This is a genomic window from Phormidium pseudopriestleyi FRX01 (assembly GCF_017313335.1).
Classification (GTDB): Bacteria; Cyanobacteriota; Cyanobacteriia; order Cyanobacteriales; family Laspinemataceae; genus Laspinema; species Laspinema pseudopriestleyi.
The window spans coordinates 1-12,595 of the sequence record NZ_JAFLQW010000507.1; the positions used below are offsets into that span (position 1 = coordinate 1).

Below are 12,595 nucleotides of genomic sequence, written 5' to 3' on the forward strand. Positions count from 1 at the left end.
GGCACGCTTGGCTTCCCTGCATTCGGAATAAAAGCCGAAGGGTCTGCCGATAGTGCATTCGAGTATCAACTCTCCCTGGGATTTGGGTATAACAAGGACTCCGGCTTCTATTTCGATACGGAAAACACCGAACTCGGTTTCGAGCTTGGCCTCGGTTTAAGCGATGATTTCAAAGCCACCGGGACGGCAGCATTCTTGCAACTCGACCTGGAGAACAATGCTGACGACCCCACCAAAATTGGTGCCGAATTCAAAGTCAAACTCCAAGATATCGACAACTTGCCAGAATCCGTTGATGATGGCGAACGACTGACCTTTTCAGAACTCAAAGGCGACTACAAACTCACGGATTTATTTGCTACCACTTTAGATACCAAAGCCAACCTGGGTCTGAAAGCGGTAACCAGCATTGAGGGAAGTGCGGCGATCCCCTCATTTAACTTCGATTTGAAAGCGGAATTCCCGGTCTTGAAGTACGAAGACGGGAAGTGGAGTGGGCCGCAAAAACCCACCCTGGCGTTCAACGATATGCAGCTTGACTTGGGAACGTTTGTCACTGACTTTGCCAAACCGATTATCACCACTGTCAATGATGTGGTGGATCCCGTTCGTCCGGTAATTGATACCCTCACCCGGGATGTTTCTCCGTTGTCGCAAATCGAGGGATTAAGAAAGATTTTCGACCAAAATAATGATGGCAAAGTCACCCTGGTAGAAGCCGGTGCTACTATCGCCCGGAAAAAGGTGGATACTCGCTTCTTGGAAGCTCTAGGCACGATCGCTCAAGTCAGCGACTTGCTTAAAGAAATATCCGACCAGGAAGGCACGATTAAAATCGACTTGGGGAGTTATGAAGTCAAATTCGATGCCACCGATCCGAACGCCGATCTGAAACAAGCCGAAACGACTACCACAGAAGCAGCGAGTTCGCCCGAGGAACAAGCTAAATCCAAAGCTGGGAATAGCAAAATCGCCCAGTTCCTCGGAGCTTTGAACCGCATTGAAGGGCTGAGTTTCCCGATTCTGAGCAACCCGCTCACAGCGATTGACCTGCTGCTAGGGAAAGATGCCACGTTATTTGCTTACCAAATGCCGAAGTTGGACATAGATTTCGGATTTCAACAAGAATTCCCGCTCTATAGCGTTTTCGGAGTCGGAATTAACGGCGAAGTGGGAGGCAACTTTAATGCTAAGACAAACCTAGGTTTTGGCTTTGATACTTACGGACTAACTCAGTGGAAAAATACCGATTTCGCCCCGGCAGATTCCTACAAAATCTTCGATGGCTTCTACGTGAGCGATCGGCAAAATGCAGATGGCACGGGGCCAGATGTCCACGAACTCAAACTCACCGCCGATATATGGGCAGCTGCTAATCTCAGTGTAGCAGTGGCCAAAGCCTCTCTCAAGGGCGGAGTTAAGGGAACGGCAAAACTCGATCTGATCGACGTTGGGGAAGAAAATGGAACCAGTGATGGTAAGGTGCGAGGTTCGGAAATTATCTCCCGCATCAGTAATCCTCTGTCAATGTTTGAGATCAATGGCAAGGTGGATGCCTTCCTAGATGGGGGAGTCTACGGAAGGCTTCCATTCTCCAATTGGAATCCTGTTTGGGAAAAACGGTTGGCTACCTACAATCTAGCCGAATTCCGTCTGGGTTCGGGTCCGACTCGTCGCAGTCGCGCCATTGATGGCTACATTAGTGCAGGCACGGTGTTCTTCGATGCCAACTTTAACGGGGTTTGGGATGCAGAAGTTGAACCGTTTGCGATTACTAATCCCGATGGCAGTTTCGATCTGATGGTGGAGTTGGAAAAATTCGACACCAACCAAAATGGCGAAATCGATGTCACCGAAGGCAAGATCGTCATGGGAGACGGGATCGATGTTTCCACCTATTTGCCTCTGGTGACGCCTTTGACTTCTACATTTGATGCCACGGTGATCACACCGTTAACCACTCTGATCGCGCAGTTAGTGGAGCAAGGGATGGATTTGGCAGAGGTGCAAGCGAAGGTAAAAGCCGCGTTAGGACTGCCTGCTGGAGTAGATTTACAGAACTACGATCCCCTGGAGGCGATGGCGAATGGTGATGCCAATGGGTTGACGGTGTTTGCCGCGATGATTCAGGTGCAAAACACAATCGTGCAGACGGCGAAGTTAATTGAGGGAGTGAGTGAAATACCCTTGATGCAGCTTGGCTATGCAGCAATAAAAGCGATCGCAAATCGCCTCAGTAGCGGCACTCCCGTAGACTTAACCCAACAATCGGAAATCGAAGCCATTGTCAACTCGGCGATCGCATTTGCTGCGGAGGCAGAACCGACCCTCAACTCCTCCCAGGTTGCCTCGGTTGTCTCGGCAGCGTCGCAAATCATGGCGTTAGGCAATCAACAGGTTGAAGAAATTGTCAGCAGTGGAAAATCTTTAACCGATGCAGCCACTGACATTGCTCGCTTGCAGTCAGTAGCACAGGGTGAAATCGCTTCGAGTTTGCCAAAACTCGCCGCAGGAACCGTTAGCGTAGAACAGTTCCTCGCACAAAATACTCGGGAAGCCATCCAAGAGAAGATGGCGAATGCCTTCGCCCAGAATCCCACCGTGCGTCCCGTGTTTGAGGACCCTACCATTGAAGGTGGCAACCCGACTGGCTTCATTAACTCGGAACTCGGACCGTTGCTTCCCCAAGCGTTGCCTTCCAACCGCGAAGGGGTTAACAGTGGAGACAGCAACACTCTGGCACAAAGCGATCTCGATTTCAACCAAAATCTCTTCCTCCGGTTCTTCGATGCCGAATACTATCTGGCACAAAACACCGATGTGGCTGCGGCGGTGGAAAACGGCACATTCCGCAGTGCAGCAGAACACTTCGGCGCATTTGGTTTCGCTGAAGGTCGCGCACCTAGCGAGATGTTTGGTACTGAATACCTCTCACAAAACACCGATGTGGCAGAAGCCGTAACCAACGGCACGTTCCGCAGTGGGTTTGAACATTTTATCAAGTTCGGTTTCGCCGAAGGTCGCTTCCCCAGCGATGCCTTCAAAGATTTGGAGATGTTCTATCTGTGGAAAAACCCCGATGCTGCTGCAGCAGTGGGTCAAGGCAGTTATGCGAACGGACTGGAACATTTGGTGGTTGGGGAGTTGGCATCCGGTGGCAATACCCTCTCGACCTACGAGGTTCTCGCACAAACCTTTGACTCGCAATACTATCTCATGCAAAATGCCGATGTTTCCCAAGCAGTGGAGAATGGCATCTTCCGCAGTGCGATGGAACACTTTATTGGCTTCGGGATGGTGGAGGGTCGCGCTCCCAGTATGGCCTATAGCGACAGCTACTACCTCCCCAACCACGCCGATGTGGATGAAGCGGTGAAAAATGGCATCTTCGGCAGCGGGTACGAACATTATATGATGTACGGCATGGCGGAAGGTCGAATCGGTGGTGAGATGATGGGTTCTGCAACTCCGGATATTATTCTGGGGACGCGGGGATCGAATGCGATCGCAGGGATGGAAGGAGATGACATCCTGTTTGGCGATGCGGGTCACGATATTCTCATCGGAGTGAATGTCAATGCTGCCAATCCGGGAGTGGGTGAGGTCGATCGCCTAATTGGAGATCTGGGTAGCGATACCTTCGTTCTCGGCGATGCCAACCGCACCTACTACGATAGCGGGGTGGATGCCGAGACGGGACTGAATGATTATGCAGTGATCGCCGATTTTGCGATCGCTGAAGATAAGATCCAGTTGCACGGGTCGGCTGCTGACTATCGCCTTGCTGTTTCCCCAGAAGGAATGTTCGCGGGAATGGCGATTTACCGCCAGGAAGGCGATCGCGAGGATTTGATTGCGATCGTTCAGGATGTTTCTGACCTGAATTTGCAAGAGAGTTACTTCAGTTTCGTCTAATTGAGTGAACGGTGCGTTATCGCTTTTGCTGTAACGCACCCACCAAAAAGGCACCCCGGAGAAGCTCCTCGGGTCGAGGGACTGCCTTGTTCGAGGGTCTACCCAACCCATCCCGGAGAAACCCTCCCTCGCCCTTGCAGTCCATTCCGTCCCGCTTTGACGTATGATTAACATTTGAAATCCTTTGTGATCATGACTGGCGAAATAAGACTATGGATATTCTGACTGTAGGTTGGGCTGCTTTTTTAGGTGTTTTTACTTTCTCCATCTCGATGGTGATTTGGGGCCGCAACGGTTTCTAGCAACATCCGGCGGGGGTTAAAACCCCCGCCTAATAGCTAAAGTCGGTTAAAACCGACTAAAAATAAGACGTTCAGTCGGTTTCAACCGACTTAAGTTGTTAGACGGGGGTTTTAACCCCCGTCGGTTTTTGCCTATTAAATTTTGCCAAGGAGTCTGAACATGACTGGAAAGCGGATTTTAATGTTGGTGGGCGATTATGTTGAAGACTATGAAGTGATGGTGCCCTTTCAAGCGCTGCAAATGGTGGGCCATATCGTTCATGCCGTCTGTCCGGATAAGGCTGCCGGGGAAACGATTCGGACTGCCATTCACGATTTTGAAGGTGACCAAACCTATAGCGAAAAACCGGGTCACAATTTCGCCCTGAATGCGACCTTTGCAGAAGTGGATCCTGCGACTTATGACGCCTTGGTAATTCCCGGTGGACGTGCGCCGGAATACATTCGCCTGAATCAGCGGGTTTTGGAGATTACCCGTCATTTTGCTCAGGAAAATAAGCCGATCGCCTCGATTTGTCACGGATTGCAACTGTTGGCGGCGGCGGATGTTCTGCAAGGGAAACGCTGCACTGCTTATCCCGCCTGTGGTCCCGATGTGACTCGCGCTGGGGGGATTTATGTGGCGATCGCAGTAGATGAGGCGATCGTCGATGGGAATCTGGTCACGGCCCCCGCTTGGCCCGCTCATTCCGCTTGGTTGGCTGAATTTCTCAAGGTGTTAGGCACTAAAATCGAACATCGCAACCTAACAGCAGTTTAATCCTAAATCCAGCTTAAAACCACCCCCACCATCGCCCCAGAAATTGCCAAAAGCGATCGCCCCATTGGGCCGCGCATAGCCCGAATAGGGTCCCTAATCCTAAACTCCAGGCGATCGCACCTCCGGCAGTCATCCCATCCCAAATCAAGAAAATGGCGATAAATATTCCGGCGATCGCCCCACAGACAAATCGGACAATCCATCCAGTGAGATCCGGGCGACGCTTGGGATGGGGATGTTGCTGAGTCATGATGGATTCCTCTTAATTTTGGTCCTTTGCAGCCTTCTATACCATACTTTAGGTAAATTGGTGACGGTATTTACAAAAATTTATTAAAAACCGCGTCATAATCAGAAGCATAAGAAACCCGATGGAGAAAAATTCATGAGTTTAACTCAATTTGTTCAAGTTCAGCTTTTAGAAACCATGCAGTCTGGCATGACTGAGTTTTATACCCCCCAGTCCAGTCATGAAACCATGTTAGTCCAGGTGAAAGCGCGGACCTGTGATGATTTATTCGTTCACCGTTTTCAGACGGATCAATTGCTGGTGGTCCGGGGCAGTTTTGTGTTAATAGTGTTACAGAATCGTCAATATCGCTATATTGCCTTGAGCGATCGCTATCCGGCAGTGGTCACCATTCCTCCTGGGGTTCCCCATAGTGCGATTAATTTCAGCGATGAACCCTGTCTGGTGGTGAATGCAGTCTTGCGAAATGGAGACCCCAATCCCCGAGATTATCGCCCGATGAAACCCCGGATTCCCTATGATTTAGTTGCCGCGCGATCGGCGTTGGATCAGATTGCTAGTCCTGTTGTCGCTTAAACTGTGCCGCTATATCGAATTAAAGTTAAACCGAATTCTAAACAACAGCAGATTACAGAAGAACCCGATGGCAGTTTGACAGTTCGTCTGAAATCCCCTCCGGTTGATGGCAAGGCGAATGCAGAGTTAATCAAACTGTTGGCAGATAAATTTGAGGTTCACAAATCAGCGATTGTGATTAAATCGGGTTTTTCTTCTCGAAATAAAGTCGTGGAAGTGTTGTAAAACTGAAGAAGGAAAATAAGACAACAAGCGGGTATTGTGGCATCTGAACTCAAACTAAAAACAGTATCAACTTCTAAGGGATTGCGATCGCCCCTATCCACCCTGTGGCAGGATAGCATCACCATTTTATGGGGAGACTGGCTTGATTTACGGGTGCGAGTGGTCCAAGTGGCCGCCTCGGGACTGGTTTCTCCGTTGATTTATATCCTAGCATTTGGCTTAGGGTTAGGAAATACCATGCGATCGGGCATGGGTGGGGGAAATAGTTACCTAGAATTCATGTTACCTGGAATGGTCGCCCTTTCCTCCATGACAATATGTTTTGCCGGGACGGTATTTTCCATTTGTGGGGAACGCTTATTTACCAAAAACTTTGAAGAAATGCTGCTGGTGCCGATTCATCCTCTTTCCTTATATTTGGGCAAAATGATGGCGGGAATTTTGCGAGGGTTGATGACATCCGGTTCCGTCCTTGTCGTTGCGATTCTGTTTACCGGCAAAATTTGGAGTTTTCTCAACCCCCTATTTTTACTGTTGTTGCTGCTAAATTGTGCCGTATTTTCGGGATTGGGAGTTTTGGTGGGATTAACGGTCAAATCCTTAGAAAGTGTGGGGATTTATAATAATTTTATCATTGTTCCCATGTCTTTTTTAGGCGCTACTTTTTTTGACCCAACGCAATTACCAGCGGCGTTAAAAGTTGTGGTTTATCTGTTGCCTTTGACCTATACCAGTATTGGATTAAGGGCAGCAGCTTATGATATGAGCCAGTTTCCCTGGTATAGTATTGTGGTTCTGGCGATCGTTGCCTTGGGATTATCGATTATCGGGGCGCGTCAGTTTGCCAATCAGCAGGATTAGAAAACTAGCCCTGTCAAGGTTTATTTGTAGGGGCGCAATGCGCAGGCCCAATTCAGGGCCTGCGCATTGCGCCCCTACGTGAAATCAGGATTTTTCGTCATCAAATTTATCACCTTGATAGGGCAAGATTAGAAAACCCTTACCCTTAAGGATTGGGTTACATCAAAATAGCCCGCATAGGCGCGCTAAATATGAGCAATTGTAGGGTGGGCACTGCCCACACTACAATTGCTCTTCTCTCCTCCATCGTTACCCATGAGTTCCAAAAAATATCCTTATTCAGTTTTGAGTCTATTTGCGGGTGCAGGGGGATTAGATTTAGGGTTTGAACTGGAGGGATTTCGCGTCTTAGAAGCCATTGATATCAATCCTTGGGCTGTTCAAACCCTGCAACAGAATAGAAGCCAATGGAATGTCAAATTACAGGATGTCCGTTCCTACTCTCCCCAATTATCGGAACAACCGGATGTGTTGCTGGCTGGGGTTCCTTGTCAAGGATTTTCTTTGGGGGGAAACCGCCAAGAAAATGACCCCCGAAATTTACTGTATAAAGAGGTGATTCGGATTGCAAAAATTTGTCAGCCTCGGATTGTCTTGATTGAAAATGTATTGAATTTGCGAACGATGCGATCGCCTCTGACGGGTTTACCCTTTAATGAAACCATTATCCAAGAGTTAAACCAGATGGGCTATCAGGTAGTTTCTGATATTTTCAAGGTCTGCTATTATGGGGTTCCTCAAACGAGGCGTCGGTTTATTTTTATCGGATTTAAAGATAATTTACCCCTGGGATATGAGTTGCCAAAACCGGGGGAACTCACCACAATTCGAGACTTTATTTACGATTTAGCCCGAGAGGAAGGAAAGGAACTCCCGAACCATAATCCGCAATGGGGATTTAAGAGTAAAGTGCATCGAGAAACGGGCAATTCCTTTAATTTAGAGGAGGAAGTTTTGCCGGTCCGCTTATCCAGAACAGCATCGGATGGTCATCCCATTCGGTCCTACGATGCACCCTTTCCAGCGATAGATTCAGCAACAATTTGGGGGTGGGCGCAGGGAAATATCGTGGCGGGACGGTATGAAAAAGATCGAGTCAATGGTGAGTTTGTTAGAAATTCTCAATCGACGGTTCCTTTGTGGCGAATTGAGGCGTCGCGAATTCGGAGTTTTACCCATCGGGAATATGCACGATTACAAACCTTTCCGGATGATTGGGTATTTATGGGGGGGAATAAACGGGATATTCATCTACAGATTGGGAATGCCGTTCCGGTTAAGTTTGCTCAACAGTTGGCCCGGAATGTTAGACAGGCGTTAGACTGTTTAGATGCGGGGATTCGGTTTGGGGAGAACGGCATAGAAAAGCGATCGCCCCGTCGTGATTCAAACGAAATGCCTGAGTATCGACAATTGTCTTTATTTTAAGTTAAAAGAGGGGCGATCTCTTTTGTGTTTACCCACTCTAGGGGTGTCTACATGAACTCAGTCCACCTGGGCGGGCTAAATATGAGTTTATTACCCTAATTCATTTAGAGTGACCTATATAACGGCTAGAGCAACTTGTCGTATTCGGTATGTGAACCTACCCAAAACCAGATCACTGTATCTCCTTCCAATTGACCGACTGCTCAATAGCTTTTGCTAATCCAGACCCGAGTAAATCGGAAGCTCTGGATGCACATTTTTGAAGCGCAGACTGGGATAGTTTGGAGCGATAAACCACCCTTCTTTTGCCGATACCCCTCGATATTTTCTTTTCCATTTTTTGAGCAAGTTAGCCCCCGAAAATCCCTATGCTGTCATAGGTTGCTGAAACCGCTAGATCCGGATGGCAATAAACTAAGGACACTAGCCAGAACTTAATCTTTACTTTCAGGTAATGTCCGTTGTAATTGAGGCGATTTAATCATTAGAACTATTCGCTTATTATGCAAGGTTAAGATTAATTCATGCTTGTCGGGATAGAGCCACTCCACATAATCAATGAAGTCATCGATTGTACAAGTTTTTTGGGTTCCTCCATTCCATTGATGAAAATCTTCATGCAGTCTTTTATCAATTGTTAATATGTTATCTGGATCGGCGCTGAGAAAATGATAAGCATTTTTGTCATAAAGATGATGACCAACCACTTCAATTAGTTTGTTATATTTATCTCTAGAAGCACCAGTCACTTGACAAGTTTTCTTGTTTTTGCTTTTTACAAAGTTTACAGCTTGGCTAATTTGTTCTTGAGTTGGAGAAGGCGCGATCGCCAGAAATTCTAATACAGGAGGAGCAACTTCACTAACCCTTCTACAATAAGCCCGCCTCTGCTCTGAGCGCAAGTTTAAGGACAATTCTATACTTAGTTTTTCTAATCCAGACAAAGAGAAGAAGGTCATGCCTTCATATACTTAATTATAAAAAATTTAGTTTATCAATTATAGCAGCTTTCAGGTAATTAATTGCCGAGGAATGTTAGACAGGCGTTGGACTGTTTAGATGCGGGGATTCGGTTTTGGGAGAACGGGACAGAAAAGCGATCGCCCAGTTGGGATGAAAAGGAGATGCCTGAGTATCGACAATTGTCTTTGTTTTAAGTTAGGCCGGAGGCGATCGCTCTTGTATTTACCAAATTTAGGGGGAAGTTAGGCGAGGCAATATTCCCAGGTTCGGGATTAAAACATTCCCAAAATGGCAAACAGGATGGAGTTGATAAAGCTGAGGGCTAAGGTCCCGATGATAGCACTCCAAAATCCCCACCGCAGGCGAAATCCAGTCACTAACCAAGCGGCTAATCCAAAGATAATCGCATTGATAATAATGCTGAATAATCCCAGGGTGAGGAAGGTAATTGGGAAGGCTAAAACTGCTAAAATTGGCCGAATCAGCGCATTTAAAACGCCAAAGACGGCGGCGGAAATTAAGGCTTTGTTAAATCCATCTATTTCTACGCCGGTGGGCAGTTTAGAAATAATAAACAAGCTGATTGAGGTGATGATCCAGGTAATGAGCAAGCTAACGAGATCCATGAGAATGGCTCCTATTGATTGGCTAAAGGTTTATGATACAGGGAAAGCTTGATTTCTGCTTGGACTATTGAATATTCTGTCTTTGCAGGGAAAATCCGCACTCCCGGGAATTGTTATACAGACGGCAGACTATTGGGTAGAGGTTTCTTGGGGTTGATACAGAAAATTTATAGAACTGAGGCGATCGCCCGATTTCCTTGAGGGGTGGCTACAGTAGAGGGAAGACAACCGGGTTTCTTGACAAAATTCTAGCTAATTAGCCAGAAATTAGGGCCAAAAACCCGGTTTCTGGTCCGAATGATTGGGGGAATTCGGATGGCAGAGTCTCCAATTAGGGGTGATGAAGCGGGCGATGGTGGAGGAGGGAGTGGGGTTTTTCCAAACCATGTGCTTCCATCAGGGGTGCATCTGCCATGACGATATCGGGACTGCCAGTGGTGATGATCCGTCCTTCGTCCATGAGAATGACCCGATCGCACACTTCGAGAATCAGTTCTAAGTCGTGAGAGGAAATCAGTAGTGTTTCCTGGGATGCTTGCAAAAAGTGGATTAAACGCCGACGGGCTCGTAAATCGAGGTTGGCGCTAGGTTCATCATAGAGGATAATTTGGGGTTGCATGGCTAGAACTGTGGCGATCGCCACCATGCGCTTTTGTCCTCCGGAAAGATGGTGAGGGGGACGAGTTTCTAGGTCCTGGACTCCTGTTAAGTCGAGGGCGGTTCTAACGCGATCGCTCAATTCTGACCCAGATAGTCCCATATTTTGCGGTCCAAAGGCAACATCATCCCAGACGGAAGCAGAGAATAGCTGATCGTTTGGGTTTTGAAACACCAAGCCAATTTCGGGACGGAATTCACCGGGAATGACGGGGCGATTTAAGAGGGTGATTTGGCCGGAAATCGGCTGGAGAATGCCACAAATGGATAAAAATAAACTGGTTTTGCCTGCACCATTGGACCCAATCAATCCGACGCGATCGCCCGGGTGGATTCGCAGACTGATATTTTGTAAAACATCAGCTTTATCGGGGTAAGAGAAGCCGAGTTCATGAATGGCGATCGCCACATTCTCCTGTTCTATCCCAGGAGAATTCGATGAGACTTCTAAATCATTTTCCGGGAGATTTTCGGCGAGGTTGTTAGAGGTTAAGGGTTCTATCTGTTCTTTCATCGGATATGATAGTATTTCTAATAGTGCGGTTATTTGTTTTAAGCGTCATGAGCTAAATTACACATCATGAGCCAATCCATAAAAGCTAGAGTTTATCAAATTCTCGAATCCTCGGACCCGACGGATTTATTAAGCCAAGTTGATGACTGGGCTGTGAGTCTGTTAGTTGTTTTAGATGTCACGGTTTTTATTTTAGAAACTTCGACATTTATCACCTCTAATTTTAAACTATTTGTTGATGAAATCGAACTTGTGGCCGTGGCCTGCTTTACTTTATTATATATTATCCAACTTTGGTGTTGTACCGCCGATCCGCGATATGCTCATCCGGTGTGGGGACGATTACGCTATGGGATGACGCCGTTAGTGGTGATTGATTTAATGGCAATCTTGCCGTTTTATTTGATGTTATTATTTCCTCTTATTCGCTCGATAAAATTTGCTAATGTTTTGCGCCTATTGCGACTCCTGAAATTAATTCGCTACTCGGAAGCCCTCCAAACCATTCTGCGAGTGATTGATTCTAAAAAAAATGAATTAATCATGACCTTGTTTACGGTCTTCATTTTACTGATTTTTGCCTCTAGTTTGATGTTCTTTGCCGAAAGTCAGGAACAGCCGGAGGCCTTTCCAAGTATTCCGGCGGCGATGTGGTGGGGAGTGGTGACATTAACCACGGTGGGGTATGGGGATCTGTATCCGGTGACTCCTTTGGGTAAATTATTTGGGGCAACTTTGGCGTTTATTGGGATTGGATTGTTTGCATTGCCTGCGGGGATTGTTGCGGCTGGATTTTCCGAGGAACTGCAACGCAAAAAGGTAGAACAGAGGGCAACTCCCAATTTATATCTGTGGGAAGATGCGGAATGGGTGGCGATCGCCCATCATCTGGATCGGTCATCGGATGTGATGAAAACCTGTATTGAAATGGCGAAAACTAAATTTGGCGATAGTTTTGAGAATGAAGAACTAATCCGAGATTTAGCCTTGTCTTTGTATGAAGAAGCCTCTCGGAAGTTTAAATTATAAACCCCCCGAAGATAGCCAAAATTCCGCCACCATAAAAGTCCCAGCAAGACTCAGGACTAATCCTAAACCTACTGCATCTTTGAGATACCAAGGCTGAATCTGGTAAAGAACAGTTTTTTGACCATAACCGCGCAATCGCATTGCCTGATAAATCCGTTCCGATTGTTCATGACTTTGGACTAAAAGCGTGCCAGCAACCGAGGCAAAGGTTTGTAAAGCGCGCGGGGTGAGGCGGGTGCGTTTAAACCCGCGCAACCCCATGGCAGACTGCATCGTATGCAGGCGATCGCCCAGTTCAAATAAATACCGATAAAACAGCACCATCATATCGGTTAAAATTGGAGACAGACCGAGCGATCGCAGGGATCTAATCGTGGTCAAAAAAGAAGCCGTCCCAAACAGAACCAGAGACAGGGTCATAATGGCTAAAAACCGACTACCAATGCCTACCATTGCCAGAGTTCCTTCTTGATATAGAGCAATCGGCCC

At 47.2% G+C, this 12,595-nt stretch carries 14 protein-coding genes; 9 read left to right on the top strand and 5 right to left on the bottom strand.

The window, feature by feature from the left end; translation table 11 throughout:
* The 3 genes from J0895_RS19250 to J0895_RS19260 form a co-directional block, all read left to right on the top strand.
* On the top strand, positions 1-3,915 hold a 3,915-nt coding region (locus tag J0895_RS19250), incomplete at its 5' end, for a calcium-binding protein (RefSeq protein WP_479724810.1).
* A gap of 212 nt (positions 3,916-4,127) precedes the next feature.
* Positions 4,128-4,217, top strand: coding sequence for a cytochrome b6-f complex subunit PetN (petN, locus tag J0895_RS26840; RefSeq protein ID WP_015151762.1), 90 nt, complete (start codon positions 4,128-4,130; stop codon positions 4,215-4,217).
* A 160-nt stretch (positions 4,218-4,377) separates the two neighbouring features.
* Complete coding sequence (locus tag J0895_RS19260) at positions 4,378-4,977, top strand: DJ-1/PfpI family protein (RefSeq protein ID WP_207089624.1); 600 nt, start codon at positions 4,378-4,380, stop codon at positions 4,975-4,977.
* A gap of 13 nt (positions 4,978-4,990) precedes the next feature.
* On the opposite strand, the gene J0895_RS19265 is transcribed toward J0895_RS19260, so the two are convergent.
* Positions 4,991-5,227 carry a hypothetical protein gene (locus tag J0895_RS19265; RefSeq protein ID WP_207089625.1) on the bottom strand — a complete coding sequence of 79 codons (237 nt, stop codon included), beginning with the start codon at positions 5,225-5,227 and terminating at the stop codon, positions 4,991-4,993.
* Positions 5,228-5,362: 135 nt separating this feature from the next.
* Between J0895_RS19265 and J0895_RS19270 the strand changes: the two genes are divergently transcribed.
* The 4 genes from J0895_RS19270 (at position 5,363) to J0895_RS19285 (ending at position 8,317) form a co-directional block, all read left to right on the top strand.
* Positions 5,363-5,803: a cupin domain-containing protein gene (locus J0895_RS19270; RefSeq protein ID WP_207089626.1), complete on the top strand. Its 441-nt coding sequence runs from the start codon at positions 5,363-5,365 to the stop codon at positions 5,801-5,803.
* Between the two features lie 3 nt (positions 5,804-5,806).
* Positions 5,807-6,028 carry a DUF167 family protein gene (locus J0895_RS19275; RefSeq protein ID WP_207089627.1) on the top strand — a complete coding sequence of 74 codons (222 nt, stop codon included), beginning with the start codon at positions 5,807-5,809 and terminating at the stop codon, positions 6,026-6,028.
* 36 nt (positions 6,029-6,064) lie between these two features.
* Complete coding sequence (locus J0895_RS19280) at positions 6,065-6,889, top strand: ABC transporter permease (protein ID WP_340643556.1); 825 nt, start codon at positions 6,065-6,067, stop codon at positions 6,887-6,889.
* Positions 6,890-7,144: 255 nt separating this feature from the next.
* Positions 7,145-8,317, top strand: coding sequence for a DNA cytosine methyltransferase (locus J0895_RS19285; protein WP_242541419.1), 1,173 nt, complete (start codon positions 7,145-7,147; stop codon positions 8,315-8,317).
* A gap of 434 nt (positions 8,318-8,751) precedes the next feature.
* Here the strand turns inward: J0895_RS19285 and J0895_RS19290 are convergent, their stop codons facing one another.
* The gene (locus J0895_RS19290) at positions 8,752-9,276 is read right to left on the bottom strand and encodes a hypothetical protein (protein ID WP_242541420.1); all 525 of its coding nucleotides are present in this window, start codon (positions 9,274-9,276) and stop codon (positions 8,752-8,754) included.
* Positions 9,277-9,339: 63 nt separating this feature from the next.
* On the opposite strand from J0895_RS19290, the gene J0895_RS26505 reads away from it, so the two are divergent.
* Positions 9,340-9,474 carry a hypothetical protein gene (locus tag J0895_RS26505; protein WP_277989868.1) on the top strand — a complete coding sequence of 45 codons (135 nt, stop codon included), beginning with the start codon at positions 9,340-9,342 and terminating at the stop codon, positions 9,472-9,474.
* Positions 9,475-9,552: 78 nt separating this feature from the next.
* Here J0895_RS26505 and J0895_RS19295 read toward each other — a convergent pair whose 3' ends face one another.
* The gene (locus J0895_RS19295) at positions 9,553-9,906 is read right to left on the bottom strand and encodes a phage holin family protein (protein WP_207089629.1); all 354 of its coding nucleotides are present in this window, start codon (positions 9,904-9,906) and stop codon (positions 9,553-9,555) included.
* A 331-nt stretch (positions 9,907-10,237) separates the two neighbouring features.
* Positions 10,238-11,077, bottom strand: coding sequence for an energy-coupling factor ABC transporter ATP-binding protein (locus J0895_RS19300; protein WP_207089630.1), 840 nt, complete (start codon positions 11,075-11,077; stop codon positions 10,238-10,240).
* 66 nt (positions 11,078-11,143) lie between these two features.
* Here J0895_RS19300 and J0895_RS19305 point away from each other — a divergent pair, with 66 nt between their 5' ends.
* Positions 11,144-12,106, top strand: coding sequence for an ion transporter (locus tag J0895_RS19305; RefSeq protein ID WP_207089631.1), 963 nt, complete (start codon positions 11,144-11,146; stop codon positions 12,104-12,106).
* On the opposite strand, the gene J0895_RS19310 is transcribed toward J0895_RS19305, so the two are convergent.
* On the bottom strand, positions 12,101-12,595 hold a 495-nt coding region (locus tag J0895_RS19310; protein ID WP_242541421.1), incomplete at its 5' end, for an energy-coupling factor transporter transmembrane component T family protein. The genes J0895_RS19305 and J0895_RS19310 overlap by 6 nt on opposite strands.

Coding starts and splice junctions, on each gene's coding strand:
- petN (WP_015151762.1), top strand. CDS start 4,128: ATGGATATTCTGACTGTAGGTTGGGCTGCTTTTTTAGGTGTTTTTACT.
- J0895_RS19300 (WP_207089630.1), bottom strand. CDS start 11,077: ATGAAAGAACAGATAGAACCCTTAACCTCTAACAACCTCGCCGAAAAT.
- J0895_RS19305 (WP_207089631.1), top strand. CDS start 11,144: ATGAGCCAATCCATAAAAGCTAGAGTTTATCAAATTCTCGAATCCTCG.
- J0895_RS19285 (WP_242541419.1), top strand. CDS start 7,145: ATGAGTTCCAAAAAATATCCTTATTCAGTTTTGAGTCTATTTGCGGGT.
- J0895_RS19270 (WP_207089626.1), top strand. CDS start 5,363: ATGAGTTTAACTCAATTTGTTCAAGTTCAGCTTTTAGAAACCATGCAG.
- J0895_RS19290 (WP_242541420.1), bottom strand. CDS start 9,276: ATGACCTTCTTCTCTTTGTCTGGATTAGAAAAACTAAGTATAGAATTG.
- J0895_RS19265 (WP_207089625.1), bottom strand. CDS start 5,227: ATGACTCAGCAACATCCCCATCCCAAGCGTCGCCCGGATCTCACTGGA.
- J0895_RS19295 (WP_207089629.1), bottom strand. CDS start 9,906: ATGGATCTCGTTAGCTTGCTCATTACCTGGATCATCACCTCAATCAGC.
- J0895_RS19260 (WP_207089624.1), top strand. CDS start 4,378: ATGACTGGAAAGCGGATTTTAATGTTGGTGGGCGATTATGTTGAAGAC.